This is a genomic window from Arthrobacter sp. AOP36-C1-22 (genome assembly GCF_052377515.1).
In the GTDB taxonomy this organism is placed as follows: Bacteria; Actinomycetota; Actinomycetes; order Actinomycetales; family Micrococcaceae; genus Arthrobacter_H.
The window spans coordinates 41,816-65,772 of the sequence record NZ_JBQSWW010000015.1 but is presented as its reverse complement, the minus strand read 5'-3'; the positions used below and the strand labels follow the sequence as shown (position 1 = coordinate 65,772).

The window sequence follows — 23,957 nt, the reverse complement described above, 5'->3', positions numbered from 1 at the left end:
CATGAGCATTTCACTAACGCACGTTCCCGACGTAGACGGAGCCCAGGACGTCCTGAGCGACGAGGCCCTGGCCTTCGTGGAGAAGCTGCAGCGTCGTTTCGCGGCGACCCGCGACGAGCTGTTGACCGCACGTCAGACGGCCCAGCAGGCCGCCTCCGAGAAGGGGACCATCGATTTCCTTCCCGAGACCGCAGAGGTGCGCGCCGGAGACTGGAAGGTCGCCGAAGCCCCCGAGAAGCTGCGCGACCGCCGTGTGGAGATCACCGGACCGGCCTCACCGGCCAAGATGGCCATCAATGCGCTGAACTCCGGCGCCAAGGTCTGGCTGGCCGACCTCGAAGACGCGTCGACCCCCACCTGGCACAACGTCGTCGACGCACTGGTCAACCTGGGCGAGGCGGCTCGTGGAACCTTGTCGTTCCGTTCGCCCGAAGGCAAGGAATACAACCTGCGGACCGATGCCGAGCTGGCCACCGTGGTGGTGCGCCCGCGCGGCTGGCACCTTCCCGAAGCCAACGTGCTCGTCGATGGCGCCCCCACCGTCGGTGCGCTGGTTGATTTCGGCCTGCACTTCTTCCACAACGCGAAGGAGCTGGCCGCCAAGGGCGACGGGCCCTTCTACTACCTGCCCAAGATGGAATCCCACCTCGAGGCACGGCTGTGGAACGACGTCTTCACCTTCGCCGAGGCAGAACTGGGCATCGAGCACGGGACCGTCCGGGCCACCGTGCTGATCGAGACGATCCCCTCCGCCTTCGAGATGGACGAGATCCTCTACGAACTGCGCGACCACGCGTCGGGCCTGAACGCCGGACGCTGGGACTACCTGTTCAGCATCATCAAGTACTTCCGCTCCTCCGGCGATAAGTTCATCATGCCGGACCGCGCCGATGTGGCGATGACGGCCCCGATGATGCGTGCCTACACCGACCTGTTGGTGCAGACTTGCCATAAGCGTGGTGCCTTCGCCATGGGCGGCATGGCCGCCTTCATCCCGAACCGCCGCGAACCGGAAACCACCGAGGCCGCCTTCAAGAAGGTCAGGGCCGACAAGACCCGTGAAGCCGGTGACGGCTTCGACGGTTCATGGGTGGCGCACCCGGATCTGGTGTCGATCTGCTCCGAGGTCTTCGGATCCGTGTTGGGCGATCGCCCGAACCAGCTGGACAAGCAGCGTCCCGAGGTCTCCGTCGGCGCCGAGGACCTCCTGGATGTCGCTTCTGCTCCGGGCCAGGTCACCGAGCAGGGGGTCCACGCGAACCTGTATGTCGCGGTCGCCTACACCGCCGTCTGGCTTTCGGGCAATGGTGCGGTGGCGATCCACAACCTGATGGAGGACGCCGCCACGGCGGAGATCTCCCGCTCGCAGGTGTGGCAGCAGATCCGCAACGGCGTCGTGGCCGACGACACCGGAAACACCATCACCGCCGAACTCGTCAAGGCCGCCCTGGCCGAGGAGATCGAGCGGCTGCGCACCGAAGTCGACGACAAGGAAACCTTCGAGAAGTACTACGTTCCGGCGGGCGAGCTCATCGGTCGTCTGGTTTCCGGGCGCGATGAGGACTTTGAAGACTTCCTCACGCTGCCGGCCTACCGCCTCCTGTCCACCGAGTTGGTGAACCGATGAGCGTAAGCCCGGTCCTGGACGAGACCATCCTCAAGACGGTCGAAACCCGGCTCGCGGCCACCGACAAGCTCCTGGAGCGTTCCTACCCGGGGGATAGCGGAGTCCGTCAGCCGGTGCATACCGCCTACGTCCCCGCCGATAAGTTCACGGCCGACACGCCGGCCCAGTGGGGCCGGCAGGCCCTGGCGGCCGCCCGCGAGTTCGGTGGGTTGGCCGTGCTGGCCCGCTCCGTGGGCCTCGACGCCGAAGGTGGCGCCGACGTCACCGCCGGGTCGCGCGCCGATCTGCTGGCCGAGCTCGTGGCCCAGAAGCTGGACAACGAGCCGATTGAAGACCTGCGCATCGACTTCGAAGACGGGTTGGGGGACCGGCCCGACGAGGAAGAGGACGCCCACGCCATCCGGGCCGCCCAGGAAGTGAACCGGGCCGTTGCCGCGGGCATCGCCCCGCCGTTCATCGGGATCCGCTTCAAATGCTTCGAGCTGCCCACCCGGCAGCGTGCCCTTCGCACCCTCGACCTGTTCATTGGCTCGCTGATGGACACCGGGGGACTGCCCGACGGGCTGGTCCTGACGCTGCCCAAGGTGACCACGGTGGCCCAGGTCGAGGCGATGGTCTTCGTATGCGAGAAGCTGGAGGCCGCCCACGGGCTGCCGGCACGGCGGCTGCGCTTCGAGGTCCAGATGGAAACCCCGCAGCTGATCCTCTCGGCCGAAGGCACGGTGCCGTCGGCCCAGCTGATCCACGCAGGACGGGGAAGGGTTTCGTCGCTGCACTACGGAACCTACGACTACTCGGCGTCGCTGGGGATCGCCGCGGAGTACCAGTCGATGGAGCACCCCGCTGCGGATCACGCCAAGAACGTGCTCCAGGTCGCGGTCGCCGGAACGGGGGTCCATCTCTCCGATGGGTCCACGAACATCCTGCCCATCGGCGAGCCGGACCATGTCAGCAAGGCGTTTGCCTTGCACGCCCGGCTGGTGCGCCGGCATCTGGAGCGGGGGATCTACCAGGGGTGGGACCTCCACCCGGCCCAACTGGCCACCCGCTACCTCGCGACCTACGCCTTCTACCGCGACGGTTTCGACGCAGCGGCCAACCGGTTGCGCAACTACGTGCACCAGGTCGAATCCTCGATCATGGACGAGCCGGCCACCGCGCGGGCCCTGGCCATGTTCATCTACCGCGGTCTGACCTGCGGTGCGTTGACGGCCAGCGAAGTCGAGAACGGCGTCGAAATCACCCAGGCACAACTCGGGGCCCTGGCTCTGGGTCGTCCCGCGATCAACGCAAAGGAAACCCATGTCTAAAACCAGCACCGCTCCGGTGGAGGCCCCCTACTACACGGCCCAGGGTGGTCATCCGCCCCAGACGGATCTGTTGACCGACCGCGCCGTGGTCACCGAGGCCTATACGGTCATCCCGCGCGGGGTCCTGCGCGATATCGTGACCTCGGTTCTTCCGGAGTGGACGGGAACCCGTTCCTGGGTCCTGAACCGTCCGGTGTCCGGTGGGGCGACCACGTTCTCCCAGACCATCGTCGAGGTGTCCCCCGGCGGCGGCTCGCAGAACCCCGAGCCGCAGCCCGAGGTGGAGGGATTCCTCTTCGTCATGCAGGGATCGCTGCGGTTGGTGATCGACGGAACGACCCACCAGCTCAGCGAAGGTGCTTTTGCCTTCATCCCCGCCGGGACCGCTTACAGCGTGAACAACGACGGCACGGAGGCTGCCAGCTTCCACTGGTTCCGCAAGCGCTACCAGCCGCTCGAGGGGCATACGGCCCGTCCGGTCGTCGGCAACGAGCGCGATCTGGAGCCCAAGGCCATGCCGGGTACCGACAATAAATGGCGCACCACCCGCATGCTCGACCCCGAGGACCTCGCGTTCGACATGCACGTGAACATCGTGACCTTCGAGCCCGGCGCCTCGATCCCGTTCGCGGAGACCCACACCATGGAGCACGGCCTCTACGTCCTGGAAGGCAAGGCCGTCTACCGGCTTAACGCCGACTGGGTCGAGGTGCAGGAAGGCGATTACATGTCGCTGCGCGCCTTCTGCCCGCAGGCTTGCTACGCCGGTGGGCCGGCGAACTTCCGCTACCTGCTCTACAAGGACGTCAATCGCCAGATTGCATTGTAGCGACCAATGAACAAACCGGCCGTCGGGGCTTCGTCCCGGTGGCCGGTTTTTTCGTGGGCCACCGACCGTGGTTGGGCTGCGGGCCACTGGCCCGCGGCCCCACCACCGCGGAGGCCCACACCCATTTCAGCCGAGGCCCTGATCAGAGGCCGAATCCAGCCCTCCCACGCCCCCTGAAGGTGCCGGGGGCAGCGTCCGGTGCTCCCGGACGGCCGGTCCGCGCGCCGACCGGCCGTGACCCCGAAGTCTTGACAGGTGATGCGGGACTCACCTAATGTTTTCAGTAGGCAGAAGTAAACTTCCACAATCTGGAAATGACCGTTCCGAAAGGAATCCACATGGCTTACACCGTCAACTGCTCCATCCTGCTGACCGAGCTCCCCTTGCTGGAGCGCCCGGCGGCAGCGAAGAAGGCCGGTTTCGACAACGTCGAGTTCTGGTGGCCCTTCGCCGAGGCCGTTCCGGCCGACGCCGAGGTGGAAAAGTTCGTCAGCTCGCTCGCCGACGCCGGCGTCCAGCTGACCGGACTGAACTTCCTGGCCGGCGAAATGCCCGCCGGAGACCGCGGGATTGTTTCCTGGATCGGCCGCGAGAAGGAATTCGCCGACAACATCGACGTCGTCGCCGCCATCGGACAGGCCACGGGCTGCCGCGGCTTCAACGCCCTCTACGGCAACCGCCAGGACGGCCAGTCGGCCGCCGAGCAGGACGAGCTGGCCCTGGCCAACCTCGTGGCCGCCGCGCGCGGGGTCGCCAAGATCGACGGCACCGTCCTGCTGGAGCCGGTCTCCGGCACCGAGGCCTACCCGCTGAAGACCGCCGCCGACGCTCTGGGCGTCATCGCGAAGACCCAGGAAGCCGGCGTGGACAACGTCAAGCTGCTGGCCGACTTCTACCACATGGCAGTCAACGGCGATGATGTCGCGGACGTCGTGAACAAGCACGCCGCCGACTTCGGCCACATCCAGATCGCCGACGACCCGGGACGCGGGGCTCCCGGAACCGGGAACCTGCCGCTGGGCGAGTGGATCGAGAGCAGCCGGGCCAAGGGCTACACAGGACCGATCGGCCTGGAATACAAGGCCTCCTCCGATGTCGCCTTCGACTGGTTGATTCGCCAGGGCGCCTAGGCCCCGACCGGTACGCACCACCAAAACTTCAAGGAGAACAACATGAGCGAAAACAAGAACGTTGCCTTCATCGGCCTGGGGATCATGGGCCTGCCCATGGCCAAGAACCTGGTCAAGGCCGGGTTCCAGGTGACCGGCTTCAACCGCAGCCCCGAAAAGGCCAAGGATCTGGCGTCGGCCGGCGGAACCGCCGCAGCCAGCGTCGCCGAAGCTGTCGCCGATGCCGACGTCGTGATCACCATGGTTCCGGACTCCCCGGACGTGGAAGCAGTTGTCCACGGTGAAGACGGGGTCTTCGCCAACGCCAAGAAGGGCGCACTGTGGATCGACAACTCGACCATCCGCCCCGATGTCGCCGTGGTCCTGGCCGATGACGCCCGCGCCGCCGGCCTGCGCCCCCTCGACGGACCGGTCTCCGGTGGCGAGGCAGGAGCCGTCGACGGCGTGCTGTCCATCATGGTCGGTGGCGAGAAGGCCGACTTCGACGATGCCGCGGCCGTGCTCGATGCCATCGGCAAGACGATCGTCCATGTCGGTCCCTCCGGATCCGGCCAGACGGTCAAGGCCGCCAACCAGCTGATCGTGGCCTCCAACATCCAGGCACTCTCCGAGGCCGTGGTCTTCCTGGAGGCCTACGGCGTCGACACCCAGGCCGCGCTATCGGTCCTCGGTGGCGGCCTGGCCGGCTCCAAGGTCCTGGACCAGAAGGGCCAGAAGATCCTGGACCGCAACTTCGACCCGGGCTTCCGCCTGGCCCTGCACCACAAGGACATGGGCATCGTCACCTCCGCAGCCCGCGAAGCCGGCGTCGTCCTCCCGCAGGGGGCCCTCGTGGCCCAGCTCGTGGCCTCCACCGTCGCCAGCGGCGACGGCTCGCTGGACCACTCGGGTCTGTTCCGTGGTGTCGAGCGCCTGTCGGGTAGCTCCGACTCCAAGTAAGTGGCCCGGGGTCCGGCACCGGGCCCCGCGCTTCCTCCGCCAGCTAGGCGGCGTCCGCCGCACGTCGCTCACCGGCCGGCTTCCGCCCCGCACGGGGCGGTCCCCACAGCCCGGCCGCCGGTACCTATGTTCGGTTCGTACCGGCGGCCGCCCAAACTTCACTATTTCCGGCCCCCCTCCGGGGCCCTCCACCAAGGAGAACACCATGACCAAGATGCGCACCGTGGACGCGATCGTCCTCATCCTCGAGAAGGAGAACGCCACCGAGGCCTTCGGCCTTCCCGGGGCGGCCATCAACCCGCTGTACTCGGCCATCAAGGCCCACGGCGGCATCCGCCACACCCTGGCCCGCCACGTCGAGGGCGCCTCGCATATGGCCGACGGCTACTCCCGCGCTGCCGCCGGGAACATCGGGCTCTGCCTGGGTACCTCAGGGCCCGCCGGCACCGACATGATCACCGGCCTGTATGCCGCCCAGGCCGACTCCATCCCGATGCTCTGCATCACGGGTCAGGCCCCGGTTGCCAAGCTGCACAAGGAGGACTTCCAGGCAGTGGACATCGAGTCCATCGCCAAGCCGCTGTGCAAGATGGCCTCCACCGTCCTGGAGCCGGGACTGGTTCCCGGGACCTTCCAAAAGGCCTTCCAGCTCATGCGCTCCAGCCGTCCCGGCCCGGTGCTGATCGACCTGCCGATCGACGTCCAGATGGCGCAGATCGAATTCGACATCGATGCCTACGAGCCCCTCGGCGTCGAGAAGCCCAAGGCCAGCCGCAAGCAGGCAGGCAAGATCCTGGACATGCTCTTCGCCTCGGAGCACCCGGTGATCATCGCCGGCGGCGGCATCATCAACGCCGATGCCTCCGACGACCTGGTCCGCCTCGCCGAACTGCTCAACGTCCCGGTCCAGCCCACGCTGATGGGCTGGGGTGCCATCCCCGATGACCACCGCCTGATGGCCGGCATGGTGGGCCTGCAGACCCACCACCGCTACGGCAACGTGAACTACCTGGACTCGGACTTCGTCCTCGGTGTCGGGAACCGCTGGGCCAACCGCCACACCGGTGGCCTGGACACCTACACCGCCGGACGCAAGTTCGTGCACGTGGACATCGAGCCCACGCAGATCGGCCGCGTGTTCTCCCCCGACCTCGGCGTCGTCTCCGACGCCGGTGAGGCCCTGCGGGTTCTCATCGAGGTGGCCACCGAGCGTCGCGACGCCGGCACCCTGCCCGACTACTCCGAGTGGGCGCAGACCACCGCGGACCGCAAGGGCGAGGGCCACCGCAAGACCAACTTCGACAACGTCCCGGTCAAGCCGCAGCGTGTCTACCAGGAGATGAACTCGGCCTTCGGTCCGGAAACCACCTACGTTTCCACCATCGGCCTGAGCCAGATCCAGGGGGCACAGATGCTGCACGTCTTCGGCCCGCGCCGCTGGATCAACGCCGGACAGGCAGGCCCGCTGGGCTGGACCGGACCGGCAGCACTCGGCGTCGTCCGCGGCAAGCCCGGCAAGCCGGTCGTCGCCCTCTCGGGTGACTACGACTTCCAGTTCATGATCGAGGAGCTGGCCGTCGGCGCGCAGTTCAAGCTGCCGTACATCCACGTGGTCGTGAACAACTCCTACCTGGGACTGATCCGTCAGTCGCAGCGTGGATTCGAGATGGATTACCACGTGTCCCTGGCGTTCGATAACATCAACTCCCCCGAGACCGAGGGCTACGGCGTGGACCACATCAAGGTGGCCGAGGGGCTGGGCTGCAAGGCCGTCCGGGTCAAGGACCCGAAGGACCTGGCCAAGGGCTTCGCCGAGGCCAAGAGCCTCATGGAGGAGCACTCGGTGCCGGTCGTGGTCGAGGTCATCCTCGAGCGCGTCACGAACATCTCCATGGGTACCGAGCTGAACAACGTCACCGAATTCGAGGATCTGGCCGAGACCGTGGCCGATGCCCCGACGGCGCTCGTTCCGCTGAAGCCGGCCCGTGAGGCGGCAACGGCCGGCGCGTAGCCACCGGAAACGGTCAACGGCGGGCGGAACCGGGAGCCATGCTCCACGGGGTCCGTCCGCCGTTCCGCGTCCATCCACCGGCAGGGCCCAGGTCCTGGCCGGTTCCCGCCCCGCGGAGGCGAGGGCGGATAATCGTCAGGGAAGAAGTCGGGACATCCAGGGCCCGACAGCCAGGATTCGAGGAGGAATCGGCATATGAGCAACCAGAGCAGCACTGCTCCGGCAGGAAAGAACCAGGAATTCGACCTGGTGGTCCGCGGCGAGCGGATCCTCACCGGTGAGGGCATCGGCGCCCACGAGGTCGGCATCCGTGATGGACGGATCGCAGCGATTGAAGGCCCGGGCCAGGGCCTGGTGGGACGCGAGACCATCGAACTCGGTGCCGGGGAAGTGATGATCCCCGGCCTCGTGGACTCCCACGTCCACGTCAACGAGCCGGGGCGCACCGAGTGGGAGGGCTTCGACTCCGCCACCCGTGCCGCCGCCGCCGGTGGGGTGACCACCATCATCGACATGCCGCTGAACTCGATCCCCCCGACGGTGGATGTCGGGGCCCTGGAGCTCAAGCGCGAGGTCGCCGGGCGCAAGGCGTACATCGACGTCGGCTTCTGGGGCGGTGCCGTCCCGGGCAACCGCGAGGAACTACGCAAACTGCACGACGAGGGCGTGTACGGCTTCAAGTGCTTCCTGTTGCATTCGGGGGTGGATGAATTCCCCGCCCTGGAGCCGGAGGAGATGGAGGCCGACATGGCCGAGCTCGCCTCCTTCGACTCGCTGATGATCGTGCACGCCGAAGACGCGCACACCATCGAGGAAGCGCCGCAGATCGGTGGCCGGGAGTACTCCAACTTCCTGGCCTCACGCCCGCGGGTGGCCGAGAACCTGGCCATCCAGCGGGTCATCGACGCGGCACGGCGGACCGGGGGCCGGGCACATATCCTGCACCTGTCCTCCTCCGATTCGCTGCCGGTGATCGCCGCGGCGAAGGCCGAAGGCGTGCGGCTGACCGTCGAGACCTGCCCGCACTACCTGACCCTGCTCGCCGAGGAGATCCCCGATGGGGCCACGGCATTCAAGTGCTGCCCGCCGATCCGTGAGGATGCCAACCGCGAGCTGCTCTGGCAGGGACTCATCGACGGGACCATCGACTTCATCGTCTCCGACCACTCGCCGTCCACGGTGGAGCTGAAGTATCCCGAAGGCGGGGACTTCGGCACCGCCTGGGGCGGGGTGGCTTCCTTGCAGCTGGGTCTGTCGCTGATCTGGACCGAAGCCCGGAAACGCGGCATCGCCCTGGATCAGGTGCTGGCCTGGATGTCCTCGGGGCCGGCGAAGCTGGCCGGTCTGGAGCGCAAGGGTCAGTTGGCGCCAGGCTCCGATGCCGACTTCGCCATCTTCTCCCCGGAAGAGGACTTCGTCGTGGACGTCGCCAAGCTCCAGCACCGCAACCCCGTGTCCGCCTACGCCGGCAAGACCCTGGACGGCGTCGTCGCCGGCACCTGGCTGCGCGGGGAGAAGGTCGATTTCACGACCCCCCACGGACAATTGTTGCGCCGCGGCGAATCCTAGGCTCCACGACACCGCCCGGTGACCGGCGCGGTGCCGGTAGGCTCCCGGGCCAACGAGCTCCTACCTCGCAGCCCGGGTGTTCATCCCGGACGGGATGGTCGATCCATCCGGGGTGGGCATGACGGTGCCCCCTCCACCACTCTTCCCGGTGGAGGGGGCACCGTGTTTTAACGCCGCGGACGGTTCAGCTCAACGGAGGAAGATACGGGCGGGCCCCGAAGGGCGGGGGAGGGCCGGCGCGGTGGGCCGCGGAAATGAAATGGTCCAGTTCGGTGGCCTGCTGTCCGCGCAGGAAGATCCCGAGCATGCTCAGCAGCCCCTCGAAGACCTCGTCCCGATGGGCGGAGGAGTCCAGTAGTCGTTTGGCCGCAGGCTGATTGCCCTCGCGGATGGCCTGGAACAGGGTGATCGCCTCGAGCCATATGCCGTCCCGGTGCATGCGGCACCTCCTTTCATGTCGTGGGGCCAGCCTAATGTTGGGTCTATCGAACTTTCAAGTACGGTTCTTCGTAGGCCAGGGTGGGAGTCGCAGGCACCACGGGTGCGTCCCGACGCCCGCCCGGCCTGCCCACCGTCCCGAAAGGAACCCCATTTCCATGACCAGGAACATCTCCGTCATCGTCGGCAGCCTGCGCCGTGCCTCCTATGCGCGCAAGATCGCACTGAACGCCATCGACCTCTTCCCCGCTGGCTACCAGGCCCGCATCGTCGAGATCCGCGACCTGCCGCTCTATGATTTCGACTACGACACCCCCGAGGTCGCCGATAAACCCCTGCCCGGGGAATACACCGGCTTCCGCGAAACGATCAAGGCCTCCGACGGCGTCCTGTTCGTCACCCCGGAGAACAACCGCACCATCCCGGCCTGCCTCAAGAACGCGGTGGACATCGGCTCCAAGCCCAATGCCGACGTCGCATGGAAGAACCTCCCGGCGGGGATCATCAGCCACTCGGTGGGCCGCATGGGCGGGTACAGCTCACAGAAGAACCTGCGGCTGGCGCTGTCCTATTTCGACATGCCCACCCCGGGCCAGCCCGAGGTGTTCCTGTCCCGGTCCCCGGGGCTGATCGACGAGGAGGGCGGAATCAGCCAGGAGTCCACGGTCGGGTTCCTGCAGGACTACATCAGCCGCTTTGCCGAGTTGGTGGCCACACGGCCGCGCCCCAGGCCCTAGCCTCGATCTTTCATCGGGCTGTGCTGGTTGCGGGCCAGGACTTACCTTCTGCCTAGCGGTACTGATTCTGGCATGAGGGTGTGACGGATTGCCCGATAGCCTCGGATCGGGCCGGAATCTCCACTGGTTCCGCTGTATGTGCTTCTTGCTTCGTCGGGATGGTCCGGGGGCTGGTCAGCCAGGTGCCGGGAGGCTCCGAAGTCGCTCCAGGGCTTTGAGGATCAATGGTGTTTCCGGAGCCGTTGCCGCAAGGTGCAGGATCTTGCGCCTGCCGGTGGTGATGATTTTGCCGGCCGTTTCGAAGATCCGCGTTCGCAGGCGCTTGGGTTCGTACCGCCGTGCCTCGGTCCCGGTCAGGGCAAGCATCTGCGTCCATGCGGTGAGCTCGAGGGCGAGCATCACCAGGTGGACCCAGATCTCATTGCCGGCAAAGGCCTTCAACGGGAGGTTCTCCAATCCGGTGTCCTTGCCATTGCGGATCCGGTCCTCGCAGCGGGCCCGCAAACGGTGTGCGACTTCCAACCGGGCCAGATCGTCCCCGGCCTGATTCGTCGCGAACGCGGTGTAGCGCATCCCGTCGATGTCGGTAATGCGCAGTTGCGCCCCGACGTGGGGTTCCTCCTTGCGCACGATCACCCGCATCCCGGCCGGCCACGAGGACAAGTACAGGTCGCCGGTCAGCTCGGTTACCCAGGCCCCTTCGCGTTCGATCCCGTCGCTGTTCAGGGCCTTCACTCAGGAGTTGTTGTCGATGCTTCCCAGGGCTTTTTCCATGGCCGGGAAGAATCCGAAGCCCACGGAATAGGCCAGGTCCCGCACCGGGTCGGTGAGCCAATCCAGGAATCCGTGGGTGCCACCGGCGGTATCGGTGCGCACCAGTATCGCCCGGCCCGTACGGTGTCCGGGTGGGAGCTGGGCCAGGGAGGCGTCGGTCACGGTGATGTGGTCCGCCACCGTGTTTGACCCGGCGTTGCCCGGGCGCAGCAGCATCGCCAACGGCTCCCCGGTGCCCTTCGCGCCGTGGTCGGCGAACGAGGCCAAAGGGTGGAACCCGAAGCCGCGCTTGTAGGTCGGGGCCGCTTGTTCCTTGTTCTCGCTGTGGGAGGTCACCAGGGTTGCGTCCAGGTCCACGACCAGCGGGTTTTCATCGCTGGCGGCGTGGACCGGTGAATCGTGCCCGGCAGCGTCCCAGGCCCGGGCACGTGTCTGGGCGCGGGCGGTGTTGATCGCCTCCAGCACTGCCGGGGCGTCGTCGGCGAGGGCCTTGAGTAGGCGGGAAACGGTGGGATCGGAGGCGACGGGGCCGAACACCCAGGGCTGGGTGCGCAGCCGGTCGACGTCGGAGAACGCGTCCCCGCCCATTGCCAGGGACAGGACCTCATCGAGCAGGATCTTGCCCGGGTCGTGGATGGCGTAGGGCTTGCGCCACGGTTTCATGGCGGTGCTCAACGCTGCTGGCAGGGCAACGGCCTTCGCGGTCTCGGCCAGCAATACGGCGCCTGCTTGGGACACGATCCCGGTCCCTGCGTCGTCGACGTCGAGGTCCGGGTAGAAACGGGTAGACTTCTTCACCGTAAGGGTGCTCCTTTTCCTGTCGAAAGCAGTTGTGTCGTAACTACTATTTTCGCAGGTCAGGAGCACCTTTACGGGCTTAAACACGCCTCCGGGGCGACGACCTCATGAAATGCCGAGGCTAGAGACCCGGACGTCGAACGGTCCGGTCGGCGCCACCACGCACAATGCCCATGGGGACCGAAGTCCCCATGGGCATTCTGCGTGGGCGGTGCCTGCGCCGTCGTGCGGCGCCGCGGTCGCGGGTCCTAGACCCCGAGCTGCTCGCGCAGGCGGGAGACGTGGCCCTCCGCGGCGACGTTGTACTCGGCGGACTTCACGGTCCCGTCGGGGTTGACGACGATCGTGGAGCGCAGGGTCCGGTGACGGTCTTTCCGCCGAGGTCCTTGTCCCCGTAGGCGCCGTAGGCCTTGGCGGTCCGGTGGTCCGGGTCCGACAGCAGCGGGAACGTCAGTGACTGGTCATCGGCGAAGGCCTGCAGGTCGTCCTCCCCGTCGGAGGAGATGCCCAGGACGTCGTAGCCGGCGCCGGCCAGCGAGCTCAGGTTGTCCCGGAAATCGCAGGCCTCGGTGGTGCAGCCCGGGGTTGCGGCCTTGGGGTAGAAGTAGACCACGACCGAACGGCCGGTGTAGTTGGACAGGCTGATGGTGGCGCCGTCGGCGTCGGTGAGGGTGAAGTCCGGTGCGCGATCGCCGGCCTGAAGCTGGGTGGGGGCCTCTGACATGTGATTCTCCTTAGATTTTCGCATGGTGGTATTCCATTACCATTATAAGGGTGTTTGGGTGTCGCGATAGGGCCCGGGGGGCAAATCCTTCGGCGGAGGGATTGAAAGGCCCGACGCGCCGAGTACAGTTGCCAGTGCCCCGAACGGCCACAGCCGCCCGGGCCATCACCCGCCGACGCGACCCAGCCCCCGGTGTGGTTAGTCCAGAAAGTCACCCCTGCATGCTCCTGCGCCTGATCCTCAAGCACGCGAAACCCTATCGACCGTGGATCATCGCGGTGCTGGTCTTCCAGCTCGGAACGACCATGGCCACGTTGTTCCTGCCGAGCCTGAACGCGCGGATCATCGACGAGGGAGTGACGCAGGGCGATACCGATTTCATCTGGCGCACCGGCGCGATGATGCTGATGGTGGCCTTCATCCAGGTCCTCACCGCGATCGCCGCCGTCTACTTCGGGGCGAAGACCTCGATGGCCGTGGGCCGGGACATCCGCCGTGGCGTCTTCCACTCGGTCGCCGGGTTCTCGGCCCGGGAGGTCAACGAATTCGGCGCCCCGACCCTGATCACCCGCGGCACCAACGACGTCCAGCAGGTCCAGATGCTGGTGCTGATGGGCCTGAACTTCATGGTTTCCGCCCCGATCATGTGCGTGGGCGGGATCATCATGGCCCTGCGTGAGGATGCCGGGCTGTCCTGGCTGGTATGGGTGTCGGTCCCGCTGCTGGTGGTGATCGTCGGCTTCCTCATCCGGTTGCTGATGCCGCTGTTCCGCCTGATGCAGGAACGCATCGACTCCATCAACGGGGTGCTGCGCGAGCAGATCATCGGCATCCGCGTGGTGCGGGCCTTCGTGCGGGAACCCTACGAGACCGAGCGTTTCCGGGCCGCCAACGAACGCCTGACCGAGGTGGGGGTCCGGGTCGGACAACTGTTCGTGCTGATGTTCCCGTTGATCGGGATGATCCTGCACCTGGCCACCGCCGCGGTGCTGTGGTTCGGTGGACACCGCGTGGCCGACGGGAACATGGAGGTCGGCTCGTTGACCGCCTTCCTGCAGTACCTGCTGCAGATCCTCATGGCCGTGATGATGGGTACGTTCATGGCCATGATGATCCCGCGCGCCGCCGTCTGCGCGGAACGGATCGACGAGGTCCTGCAGGCCGAACCCTCGCTCCGCGACCCCGAGGTCACCACGGTGGACGCCCCGGCGCATGGCACCGTGGAATTCCGCCGGGTCTCCTTCGGCTATCCCGGCGCCGAGGAACCGGTGCTCAAGGATCTCCAGTTCACCGCCGAACCCGGTCGGATGACCGCGATCATCGGATCCACCGGGTCCGGTAAATCCACGCTCCTGAACCTCATCCCGCGCCTGTACGACGCCGATGCCGGGCAGGTGCTCATCGACGGGACCCCCGTGTCGGCGTTGACCCGCGAACAACTCTCCGAACGGGTGGCCGCCGTCCCGCAACGGCCCTACCTCTTTTCCGGAACCGTCGCCTCCAACCTGCGCTACGGCAACCGGGAGGCGACGGATCCCGAACTCTGGGAGGCCCTGCGGATCGCCCAGGCCCGGGATTTCGTCTCCGGGAAGGAGGGTGGACTGGAGTCGGGAATCGCCCAGGGCGGGACGAACGTCTCCGGCGGACAACGCCAGCGCCTGTGCATCGCCCGCGCCCTGGCCGCCAGGCCCAAGGTCTACCTCTTCGACGATTCGTTCTCGGCACTGGACGTCACCACCGACTCCCGGCTGCGGGCGGCGTTGAAGGAGACCACCGGTGAGGCCACGGTGATCGTCGTCGCCCAACGCGTGTCCACGATCATCGACGCCGACCAGATCCTGGTGCTGGACGACGGCGAAATCGTCGGGCGCGGCACCCATGAGGAACTGTTGGAAAGCTCGGCGACCTACCTGGAGATCGTCGAATCCCAGATCAGTGCGGAGGAGGTGTCCTAGATGGCCGAGAAGAAACCGGCCGCACAGGTCGAGGATCTCGAGGATTTCGCCGTATCCGCCGATGACGGATTCGGGGACCAGCGGCCGGTGCGCAAGGCCAAGGCGTTCTGGCCCGCGACCAAACGCCTCGTGGGGCTCATGGCCCCCGAAAAGGCCGGCATCGCCGTCGTACTCTTATTTGTCGCCGTCGGCGTGGTGCTGACCGTCATCGCCCCCAAGATCCTGGGCAGGGCCATGGACGTCATCTTCTCGGGCGTCATCGGTTCACAAATGGCTCCGGGCACCTCGAAGGCGGAGGCCGTTTCCGGGCTGCGGGCCCAAGGCAAGACCAATCTGGCCGACATGCTCGAGCGGATGGACCTGGTTCCCGGGACAGGCATCGACTTCCACCAGCTCGGCGTCATCATCTCCTTCGTGTTGATGATGTACTTCGTGGCGAACGTCTTCATGTGGGCCCAGGGCTACCTGCTGAATAAACTGGTCATGCGCGTGGTCTACCGGCTGCGCAAGGACGTGGAGGACAAGCTCAACAAACTGCCGCTGAACTACTTCGACACCCGTCAGCGCGGGGACCTGCTCTCGCGGGTCACCAACGACGTGGACAACATCCAGACCGCCCTGCAGCAGGCCTTCTCGCAGCTGCTCGAATCGATCCTGACCGTGGTGGGCATCGTGATCATGATGTTCATCGTCTCCTGGCAGCTGGCACTGATCGCCTTGGTCGCCCTGCCGCTTTCGGCGGTGGCCGCGGCGCTGATCGGGACCAGGGCCCAGGGCCTGTTCGCCGAGCAGTGGAAGTCCACCGGGACGCTGAACGGGCAGATCGAGGAGTCCTTCTCCGGCCACGACCTCATGAAGGTCTTCGGCCGCGAGGAGGAATCGGTGGCCCGCTTCGACGAGCGCAACGAGGAATTGTTCAAGGCCTCCTTCGGCGCCCAATTCGTCTCGGGCACCATCTTCCCGGTCATGCAGTTCATCTCCTACCTGGCCTACGTGGGCATCGCCGTCGTCGGCGGCCTGCGGGTGGCCTCGGGGCAGATGAGCCTGGGCGATGCCACCGCATTCATCCAGTACTCCCGCGAATTCACCCAGCCGCTGGGACAGATCGCCGGAATGGCCAACCAGGTCCAGTCGGGGGTCGCCTCCGCCGAACGGACCTTCGAGCTGCTGGACGCCCAGGAGCAGGAGGCGGAAACCCCCACCGCCCGGCTGGCGGCCCGCACCGAAGGCCACGTCCAGTTCACCGACGTCACCTTCTCCTACGATCCGGCCAGGCCGCTGATCGAGGACCTGTCCTTCGAGGCGCATCCGGGCCATACGGTGGCGATCGTCGGCCCCACGGGGGCCGGGAAGACCACGCTGGTGAACCTGGTGATGCGTTTCTACGAGCTCGACGGCGGGGCCATCACCCTGGACGGGATCGACATCACGGCACTGTCCCGGGCCGAACTGCGCTCCAAGGTCGGCATGGTGCTCCAGGACGCCTGGTTGTTCAACGGGACGATCATCGAGAACATCAGGTACGGTCGGCTCGATGCCACCGACGAGGAAGTCCACGAGGCCGCCACCGCCACCTACGTCGACCGCTTCGTGAAGGCGCTGCCCGAGGGCTACGACACCATCATCGACGACGAGGGCACCAACGTCTCCGCCGGTGAGAAGCAGCTGATCACCATCGCCCGGGCCTTCCTGGCCAACCCGTCGCTGCTCATCCTGGACGAGGCGACGTCCTCGGTGGATACCCGCACCGAAGTGCTGGTCCAACATGCCATGGCCGCGCTGCGCACCGACCGGACCAGCTTCGTGATCGCCCACCGGCTGTCGACCATCCGCGACGCCGACACCATCCTGGTGATGGAAGCGGGCAGGATCGTCGAACAAGGCAGCCACGAGGTGCTGTTGGCGGCCCGCGGGGCCTACTACCGGCTGTACATGTCCCAGTTCGCCGGACCTGCCGAGGACCCAGATATCGACCCCGACGCCGGGGACGGGGCCGGAGCCGTGCCGGTTTCGGACCTCTGAGCGGGCCCCGGTAGTCTCGGCCCATGAACCGGATGCCCGCTGAACCCCGACCGCCCAGGATTCCCTCCTTCAACGCCCCGGGGAACCGTCCGCCGGGGGACCTGACGGGCTTGGACCTGGACGGACGCAGCGACGGCCTGCTGTTCGACTCCGACGACGCCGACGGGCAGGACCTCGAAGACACCGTCTTCACCGAGTGCACCTTCCGGCGGGTCTCGCTCATGGGGGCGGAACTGAACCGGGCGAGTTTCGGGAACTGCGAGTTCACCGATCTGGGGGCCGCCTCGTTGCGGGCCCCGGACAGCGGCTGGTGGAACACCAGCCTGGCCCGCACCCGCATCGGTTCCGCCGAACTGCATGGGGCCGGCCTGCGTTCGGTGCTCTTCGACGGCGGCAAACTCGATCTGGTGAACCTGCGCGGGGCGAAGCTCAAGGACGTGCTCGTCCGCTCGATGATCATCGACGAGCTCGATCTCGGGGCGGTCCAGGCCGAGAGGGTGGCGTTCCAGGATTGCCGGATCGGCATGTTGTCCCTGCATGGGGCGAAGCTCAAGGATGTGGACCTGCGCGGGGCCGCGCTGGCGGGACTGTCCGGGGTCGGCGGTTTGCGGGGTGCGACCGTCGGCGAACTGCAGCTGCAGGACCTGGCCCCGCTCCTCGCCGCCGAGGCGGGTTTGCGGGTGCTGTAAACGTGCTGACCGGCCGTCCAGAATGTGAGCAACTATGATTACTAGACATAGCGAACGCTCATAAGCGATCATAGGGGGAGATCAATGCCGAATCCCGCCAGGCGGAACCACCCCAGGAGAGTATCGATGACCACGAACGCATCACTTGGCCAGCACATGGACGAGGAGCTGCGCAGCCAGCCCGACGTCTGGCAGCGCGCCGTCACCCAGGCCGGTTCCGAGAACCTGCTGCCCGCCTCCGGGGCCCGCGTCGCCGTCGTCGGCTGCGGCACCTCCTGGTTCATGGCGGAGTCCTACGCCGCGGCCCGGGAGACCGCCGGCCACGGCGTGACCGACGCCTTCGCCGCCTCCGAGGCCCGCATCGCCGGCCGCGGCTACGACGCGGTCGTGGCCATCACCCGTTCGGGCACCACCTCCGAGGTCCTGACGCTGCTCAAGGAACTCGAACCGGGCATCACCACGATCGCCCTGGTCGGGGACACCTCCTCGCCGATCGTGGAAATGGTCGACCGGGTCGTGGAACTGCCCTACGCCGACGAGCAGTCGGTGGTGCAGACGCGCTTCGCCACCACCGCGCTGGCCTATCTGTTGAGCAGTGTCGGCATGGACCTGGGCGAGGCCATCGAACAGGCCCGCACCGCCGTCGACCAGGAAACCGGCACCGATCTGCTCGAGGCCGAGCAGTTCACCTTCCTCGGACAGGGATGGAGCGTCGGGCTCGCCCATGAGGCCGCCCTGAAGATGCGTGAAGCAGTCCAGGGCTGGACCGAGGCCTACCCGGCCATGGACTACCGCCACGGACCCATCGCCATCGCCGCCCCCGGCCGGGTCACCTGGTCCTTCGGGCCGGCTCCCGAGGGACTGGCCGCGGACGTGGAACGCACCGGGGCCCTCTATGTCGAATCCTCGCGCCACCCGTTGGCCGAGCTGGCCCGCCTGCACCGCGTCACCCTGGACCGGGCCCGCCACCGCGGCCTGGACCCGGACGCCCCGCGCAACCTCTCGCGTTCGGTGATCCTCGAGGAGCAGGCCTAGGGTCCGCCCCGGTCTGGCGCACCACACCCATGGAACCGGCTTACCTGCTCTTCGACATCGGCGGCACCGACATCAAGGCCGCCCTGGCGACCCCCGACGGCACCCTGCATACGGTCCTGAGGTCCCCGACCCCGCAGGCCGGGGACCCGGAGGCCGCCGCGGTCCTGGCCGAGCTCGACGTGCTGCGCGGCCGGTTGCTGGCCGGATCCCCGTCGCTGACCCCGGTGGCCGCCGGGGTCGTGGTGTGCGGAACCGTCGATGAGCAGGCCGGCACCGGGGTCTTCTCCTCGAACCTGGGATGGCGCAACGTGCCCTTCCGTCGGCTGTGCACCGAACGCTTCGGGATCCCCACCGGATTCGGCCACGACGTCGGAACCGCCGGGGAGGCCGAACTAGCCCTGGGCGCCGGCCGGGTGTTGGGTCGGCAGGCGGCCAACACGGCCGTCCTGGTCATCGGCACCGGCATCGCCGGGGCGCTCTTCGTCGACGGCCGCCGGCTCGAAGCCGGAGGTTTTGCCGGGGAGATCGGCCACGCCGCCGTCCCGGGGGGCCTGGACTGCCCCTGCGGCGCCCACGGCTGCCTCGAAACCGTGGGATCCGCCGCCGCCATTGCCCGGAACTACACGCGGGCCACCGGAACGGAAGTCGATGGTGCCCGCGAAGTCCTCGAACGCCGGCGTACCGGGGACACCGACGCGGCGCACTGCTGGGACGCGGCCGTCGAGGCCCTGTCCTTCTCCATCGCCCAGCTCTGTGCCTCCGTGGGCCCCGAGGCCGTCATCGTCGGCGGCGGGCTCGCCCAGGCCGGGGACGACCTGCTGGTTCCGTTGCGCGCCGCCGTGGACGCCCGGCTGTCCTTCCACCGCACACCACGGATCATCACCGCCGAACTGGGCCAGGACGCCGGATTGCGTGGGGCGTATCTGCGGGCCGAGGCCGCCCGGTCGGCCGCAACCAAGGAGACCCCGTGATCCTGACCATCACCCCCAATCCGGCCCTGGACGAAACCTACGATGTCGATCATCTCGCCGTGGGTGGGACCAACCGGGTCCCCGCCCCGGGCGTCCGCGCCGGAGGCAAGGGGCTGAATGTCGCCCGCATCCTGCACCGCCAGGGCAGTTCCGTCCACGCCATCGCCACCCGAGGTGGCGGGGCCGGGGAGACCTTCGCCACCGAACTGGACGCCTCCGGCATCGGGAACACGCTGGTCCCCGTGGCCCCCGGCACCCGACGCAGCTTCGCCTTGGTCGACCGCGGGACCGGGATGACCACGATCTTCAACGAACACGGCGGAGGCCTCGAGGCCGCCGAATGGGACGCCGTCCAGCGTGCCGTCCTGGACTCGATCCCCGGGGCCGACGTCGTCGTGGGATCGGGCTCGCTCCCCGGTGGGGCCGCCGGGCCCGGGGAGGCCGAAGCCGATCAGGAGGCCGGATACGGCTCCGGTTTCTACCCCTGGCTGGTCCGGGCCGCCCGCGCCGGAGGGGTCCCCTGCCTCATCGACACCTCGGGGGCCGGACTGCTGGCCGCGGCCAGGGCCGGGGCCGATGTGCTCAAACCCAACCATCACGAACTCCTCGAGGCCACCGGGGAATCGGAGATCGCCCGGGGCGCCGGGCTCCTGCTGGAACTGGGGGCACGGCGCGTGGTCGTCAGCGCCGGTGAAGACGGGCTGAGCCTCTTCGAGGCCGCAACCCCCGGACGGTCGATATCGGCCCGGCTACCCGAACCCCTTCACGGCAACCCCACGGGGGCCGGCGACGCCTGCGTGGCCGCCCTGGCTTCCGGGGTGGCCGAGGGGCTCGATGCCGAGGCCCTGGTCCGCCGCGCGGCCGCCTGGTCCGCCTCGGCGGTACTCATGCCGGCCGCCGGGGAACTGCACCCCAGCCATCCGGAGCTGGCCCGCCGGCTCGTGGTCACCCGGCACTAGAAACCGCAGCCACCCAGAACCACCCCTTCAACCGAAAGCCGGACCCTCCATGGCCTTGAGCACCACCCGTGAACTGATGACCGCCGCCGCCGACGCCGGGCGGGGGCAGGGCGCCTTCAACGTGATCCACCTGGAAACGGCCGAGGCCCTCGTCGCCGGGGCCGAGGAAGCGGGTCTGCCGGTGATCCTGCAGATCTCCGAGAACTGCGTGGCCTACCACGGTGCCCTGGAGCCGATCGGCCTGGCCTGCCTGGCGATCGCCCGCGGCGCGTCCGTGCCGGTCTCCGTGCACCTGGATCATGCCGAAAGCGAGGAGCTGGCCCTCCAGGCCGTGGAGCTGGGCTTCGGCTCGGTCATGTACGACGGCGCCCATCTGGATTATGACGACAATGTTGCCGCCACGGCCCGGGTGGCCCGTTACGCGCATGACCGGGGGGTCTACATCGAGGCCGAGCTGGGCAAGGTCGGGGGCAAGGGCGGGGCCCACGCGCCGGGCGTGCGCACCGATCCGGCCGAGGCCGCCGCCTTCGTCGCGGCCACCGGGGTCGACGCCCTGGCGGTCGCCGTCGGATCCTCCCATGCCATGACCAGCAGATCCGCCGAACTGGATGTGGAGCTGATCTCCCGGCTGGCGGATGCCGTGGACGTTCCCCTGGTGCTGCACGGCTCCTCGGGGGTCTCCGACGAGAACATCGTGGCCGCCATCCGTGCAGGCATGCGCAAGATCAACGTCTCCACCCATCTCAACGGATTCTTCACCGCCGGGATCCGCGAGTACCTGGCAGCCGACGAGACCGTGGTCGACTCCCGCAAATACGTCGGAGCCGGTCGGGCCCGCATGGCGAAGGAAGCCGGCCGCATGCTCGGGCTGTTTGCCCTGCAGGACGACGGAAGCGCACCGGCCTAGCCCGTTCCCGCCGCTTCGAGGGGGTCGGAACGTCGTGCCAAAGCAGTTGACAAGGGGACTTGACGACGAGACCCCAGTCACATTACTGTCATAATCATGTTCTTTATTGATCGACTTAAGGTCGATTAGAGCATTTTCAATTATGAATTGGCTTCGGATCACTCGCCGACGCACACCTTCGAGATGGGGAATCATGCAGAAACGTTCACTACGCGCAACCCTGCTGGCCGGCGTGGCTGCCGGTTCGCTGGTCCTGACCGGCTGCGGCTTCGGCGGCGGCGACGAGGGCGGGGACGCCTCCGGGGACACCACCACGCTGAGCATGCTGGTGCCCAGCTACTCCGATGGCACCAAGGCGCTGTGGCAAGACGTCATCGACGGCTTCGAGAAGGAGAACCCCGAGGTCAAGGTGGATCTGGAGATCCAGTCCTGGGAGAACATCGAAAGCGTCCTGAAGACCAAGTTGCAGGGCGACAAGGCCCCGGACATCTACGGCGGCGGCGCCTTCGCCGGCTTCGCCGAAGAGGACCTGTTGGCCCCGGCCGAGGACATCGCCTCCGCCGATACGCTGGAGAACTTCCAGACCTCCTTCGCCGACAACGAGAAGTTCGACGGCACCCAGTACGGTCTGCCGCTGATCGCCTCGGCCCGCGCACTGGCCTATAACGAAGACCTCATGAAGGAAGCCGGCGTCGACGAGGTCCCCACGACCTGGGACGAGTTGTTGACCGCCTCCAAGGCCATCAGCAAGGACACCAAGGCCGACGGCTACGGCATGCCGCTGGGGTCCGAGGAGGCCCAGGGTGAATCGCTGATCTGGTTCGCCGGCAACGGTGGGGACTTCGGTGACGAGAAGTCCATCGAGGTCGACACCCCGAAGAACGTCGAGGCCGCCGAGTTCATGCAGAAGATGGTCAAGGAAGGCGCCACGCAGAAGAACCCCGGCTCCACGCAGCGCACCCCGATGCTGAACACCTTCATCCAGGGCAAGCTAGGCTTCGCCTACGTGCTGCCGCAGACCGTCGGGCAGATCGAGGAGGAGAACCCGGACCTGAAGTACGGGATCGCCCCCGTCGCCACCAACACCGGTGACCCGGCAACGCTGGGCGTCGCGGACCGCATGCTCTCCTTCAAGAACGACGGCAGCAAGTCCGAATCCGTGAAGAAGTTCATGGACTACTTCTTTAGCGACGACGTGTACAGCAACTGGGTGCAGACCGAGGGCTTCCTGCCCACCACCACCTCGGTCTCCGAGGAGATGTCCTCCGACGAGACGCTGAAGCCGTTCCTGGAACTGCTGCCCAACGCCGTCTTCTACCCGACGACGAACCCGGCCTGGAACGCCACCGATGGCGCCTTCAAGTCGCTCATGGGCCAGATCGCCACCGGCAAGTCCGCATCCGACGTGCTCGCCGAGATCCAGAAGAAGGCCGACGCGGCCAAGTAGCCCGCGGCCGGACCCGCCGACCACGGCGGAAGGGCCCACCGACTCCGCGGCCCGCTGGCATAGCCGGCGGGCCGCGGAGCCTCGTGGGGCCCGGAACAGACGAAGACCAGGTCAGGAGACCAGTATGAGCACCACCGCACCGGCCAGGACCGGGGTGGCCGATCCCCCCGGGCCCCCGAAACCCCGGCGCTCCAAACGGCGCACGTCGGCCGAGGGCTCCTCCTTCAGATCCGCCCTGCCCTGGATCTCCCCGGCGCTGGTCCTGATCCTGGTGATCGTGGTGTTCCCCGCCGGGTACATGATCTACAACTCCACGCGCAAGATCAGCCAGATCGGCACCGATCTGGGCTCGGTGGGGCTGGCGAACTTCAGCCAGGTCTTCAGCGACCCGAACATCCCCAGGATCATGCTGAACTCGGTCCTGTGGGTCGTGGTCGTGGTGTTCTTCACCGTGCTGATCTCCCTGGGCCTGGCCCAGTTCCTGTCCAAGCCGTTCCCCGGCCGCACCCTGGTGCGCATGGCAGTGATCGTCCCCTGGGCGGCCAGCGTCGTGATGACCACCACGCTGTTCTACTACTCGATGGACCCCAACTACGGGATCTTCAACAAGTTCCTCACCGATACCGGGCTGCTGGACAGTTCCTACGGCTTCACCCAGCACGCCTCATCGGCGTTGATGGTGGCCATGGCGGTGGCCGTCTTCGTGTCCATCCCCTTCACCACCTACACGATCCTGGCCGGCATCCAGGCCATTCCCGGTGACACGCTGGAGGCGGCCAAGGTCGACGGCGCCGGACGCTGGCGGACGTACTTCCTGGTCGTGCTGCCGCAGTTGCGCGGCGCGCTGGCGGTCTCGGTACTGATCAACATCATCAACGTCTTCAACAACCTGCCGATCCTGAAGGTCATGACCGGGTCGATCCCCGGCTACGACGCCGACACCCTGATGACCTACATCTTCAAGGTCCTGCAGTTCGATCGCCAGATCGACATCGCCAGTGCCTTGTCGGTGGTCAACTTCGGCATCGTCGTCGTCATCGTGGCCATCTACGTCTGGGCCGTGAAACCCATGAAGGAGGTCTAGAC

Annotated in this window: 18 protein-coding genes and 2 pseudogenes; 17 read left to right on the top strand and 3 right to left on the bottom strand. The window is 67.2% G+C overall.

Annotation, left to right across the window (positions count from 1 at the left end; all coding sequences use genetic code 11):
* The first annotated feature begins 1 nt into the window (after position 1).
* From aceB to allB, 7 genes are all read left to right on the top strand, one after another.
* Positions 2-1,627, top strand: coding sequence for a malate synthase A (gene aceB / locus ACT3S6_RS10010; protein ID WP_444554818.1), 1,626 nt, complete (start codon positions 2-4; stop codon positions 1,625-1,627).
* Positions 1,624-2,937 carry a DUF6986 family protein gene (locus ACT3S6_RS10005; protein WP_444554817.1) on the top strand — a complete coding sequence of 438 codons (1,314 nt, stop codon included), beginning with the start codon at positions 1,624-1,626 and terminating at the stop codon, positions 2,935-2,937. Before aceB ends, ACT3S6_RS10005 begins: the two co-directional genes overlap by 4 nt.
* Positions 2,930-3,766 carry a bifunctional allantoicase/(S)-ureidoglycine aminohydrolase gene (locus tag ACT3S6_RS10000; RefSeq protein ID WP_444554816.1) on the top strand — a complete coding sequence of 279 codons (837 nt, stop codon included), beginning with the start codon at positions 2,930-2,932 and terminating at the stop codon, positions 3,764-3,766. Before ACT3S6_RS10005 ends, ACT3S6_RS10000 begins: the two co-directional genes overlap by 8 nt.
* A 338-nt stretch (positions 3,767-4,104) precedes the next feature.
* Complete coding sequence (locus tag ACT3S6_RS09995) at positions 4,105-4,896, top strand: hydroxypyruvate isomerase family protein (protein ID WP_444554815.1); 792 nt, start codon at positions 4,105-4,107, stop codon at positions 4,894-4,896.
* Positions 4,897-4,938: 42 nt separating this feature from the next.
* The gene (locus ACT3S6_RS09990; protein WP_444554814.1) at positions 4,939-5,835 is read left to right on the top strand and encodes a 2-hydroxy-3-oxopropionate reductase; all 897 of its coding nucleotides are present in this window, start codon (positions 4,939-4,941) and stop codon (positions 5,833-5,835) included.
* 205 nt (positions 5,836-6,040) lie between these two features.
* On the top strand, positions 6,041-7,846 hold the full coding sequence (gene gcl, locus ACT3S6_RS09985; RefSeq protein ID WP_444554813.1) for a glyoxylate carboligase: 1,806 nt from the start codon (positions 6,041-6,043) through the stop codon (positions 7,844-7,846).
* A 195-nt stretch (positions 7,847-8,041) separates the two neighbouring features.
* A complete protein-coding gene (allB, locus tag ACT3S6_RS09980; protein WP_444554812.1) occupies positions 8,042-9,415 on the top strand; it encodes an allantoinase AllB in 1,374 nt (457 codons plus the stop codon).
* Positions 9,416-9,599: 184 nt separating this feature from the next.
* Here allB and ACT3S6_RS09975 read toward each other — a convergent pair whose 3' ends face one another.
* Entirely contained in the window at positions 9,600-9,854 is a 255-nt protein-coding gene (locus ACT3S6_RS09975; protein WP_444554811.1) for a hypothetical protein, read from the bottom strand.
* Between the two features lie 157 nt (positions 9,855-10,011).
* On the opposite strand from ACT3S6_RS09975, the gene ACT3S6_RS09970 reads away from it, so the two are divergent.
* A complete protein-coding gene (locus ACT3S6_RS09970; protein ID WP_444554810.1) occupies positions 10,012-10,590 on the top strand; it encodes an NADPH-dependent FMN reductase in 579 nt (192 codons plus the stop codon).
* Between the two features lie 174 nt (positions 10,591-10,764).
* On the opposite strand, the pseudogene ACT3S6_RS09965 reads toward ACT3S6_RS09970, so the two are convergent.
* Together ACT3S6_RS09965 and bcp are read right to left on the bottom strand one after the other, a co-directional pair.
* Positions 10,765-12,162, bottom strand: a pseudogene (locus tag ACT3S6_RS09965) (IS1380 family transposase).
* A gap of 248 nt (positions 12,163-12,410) precedes the next feature.
* A pseudogene (gene bcp / locus ACT3S6_RS09960) lies at positions 12,411-12,886 on the bottom strand (thioredoxin-dependent thiol peroxidase).
* A 221-nt stretch (positions 12,887-13,107) separates the two neighbouring features.
* On the opposite strand from bcp, the gene ACT3S6_RS09955 reads away from it, so the two are divergent.
* From ACT3S6_RS09955 to ACT3S6_RS09915, 9 genes are all read left to right on the top strand, one after another.
* Positions 13,108-14,841, top strand: coding sequence for an ABC transporter ATP-binding protein (locus ACT3S6_RS09955; protein WP_444554809.1), 1,734 nt, complete (start codon positions 13,108-13,110; stop codon positions 14,839-14,841).
* A complete protein-coding gene (locus ACT3S6_RS09950; protein ID WP_444554808.1) occupies positions 14,842-16,863 on the top strand; it encodes an ABC transporter ATP-binding protein in 2,022 nt (673 codons plus the stop codon).
* 23 nt (positions 16,864-16,886) lie between these two features.
* Positions 16,887-17,552 carry a pentapeptide repeat-containing protein gene (locus ACT3S6_RS09945; protein ID WP_444554807.1) on the top strand — a complete coding sequence of 222 codons (666 nt, stop codon included), beginning with the start codon at positions 16,887-16,889 and terminating at the stop codon, positions 17,550-17,552.
* 126 nt (positions 17,553-17,678) lie between these two features.
* On the top strand, positions 17,679-18,587 hold the full coding sequence (locus ACT3S6_RS09940; RefSeq protein WP_444554806.1) for an SIS domain-containing protein: 909 nt from the start codon (positions 17,679-17,681) through the stop codon (positions 18,585-18,587).
* A gap of 29 nt (positions 18,588-18,616) precedes the next feature.
* Complete coding sequence (locus ACT3S6_RS09935) at positions 18,617-19,558, top strand: ROK family protein (RefSeq protein WP_444554805.1); 942 nt, start codon at positions 18,617-18,619, stop codon at positions 19,556-19,558.
* Positions 19,555-20,517: a 1-phosphofructokinase family hexose kinase gene (locus ACT3S6_RS09930; RefSeq protein WP_444554804.1), complete on the top strand. Its 963-nt coding sequence runs from the start codon at positions 19,555-19,557 to the stop codon at positions 20,515-20,517. The genes ACT3S6_RS09935 and ACT3S6_RS09930 overlap by 4 nt, the downstream gene beginning before the upstream one ends.
* Before the next feature lie 49 nt (positions 20,518-20,566).
* Complete coding sequence (locus ACT3S6_RS09925; protein ID WP_444554803.1) at positions 20,567-21,424, top strand: class II fructose-bisphosphate aldolase; 858 nt, start codon at positions 20,567-20,569, stop codon at positions 21,422-21,424.
* Positions 21,425-21,617: 193 nt separating this feature from the next.
* On the top strand, positions 21,618-22,871 hold the full coding sequence (locus tag ACT3S6_RS09920; protein ID WP_444554802.1) for an extracellular solute-binding protein: 1,254 nt from the start codon (positions 21,618-21,620) through the stop codon (positions 22,869-22,871).
* A gap of 124 nt (positions 22,872-22,995) precedes the next feature.
* Positions 22,996-23,955 (top strand): carbohydrate ABC transporter permease, encoded by a 960-nt coding sequence (locus ACT3S6_RS09915; protein WP_444554801.1) that lies wholly within the window; start codon positions 22,996-22,998, stop codon positions 23,953-23,955.
* Positions 23,956-23,957: the final 2 nt, after the last annotated feature.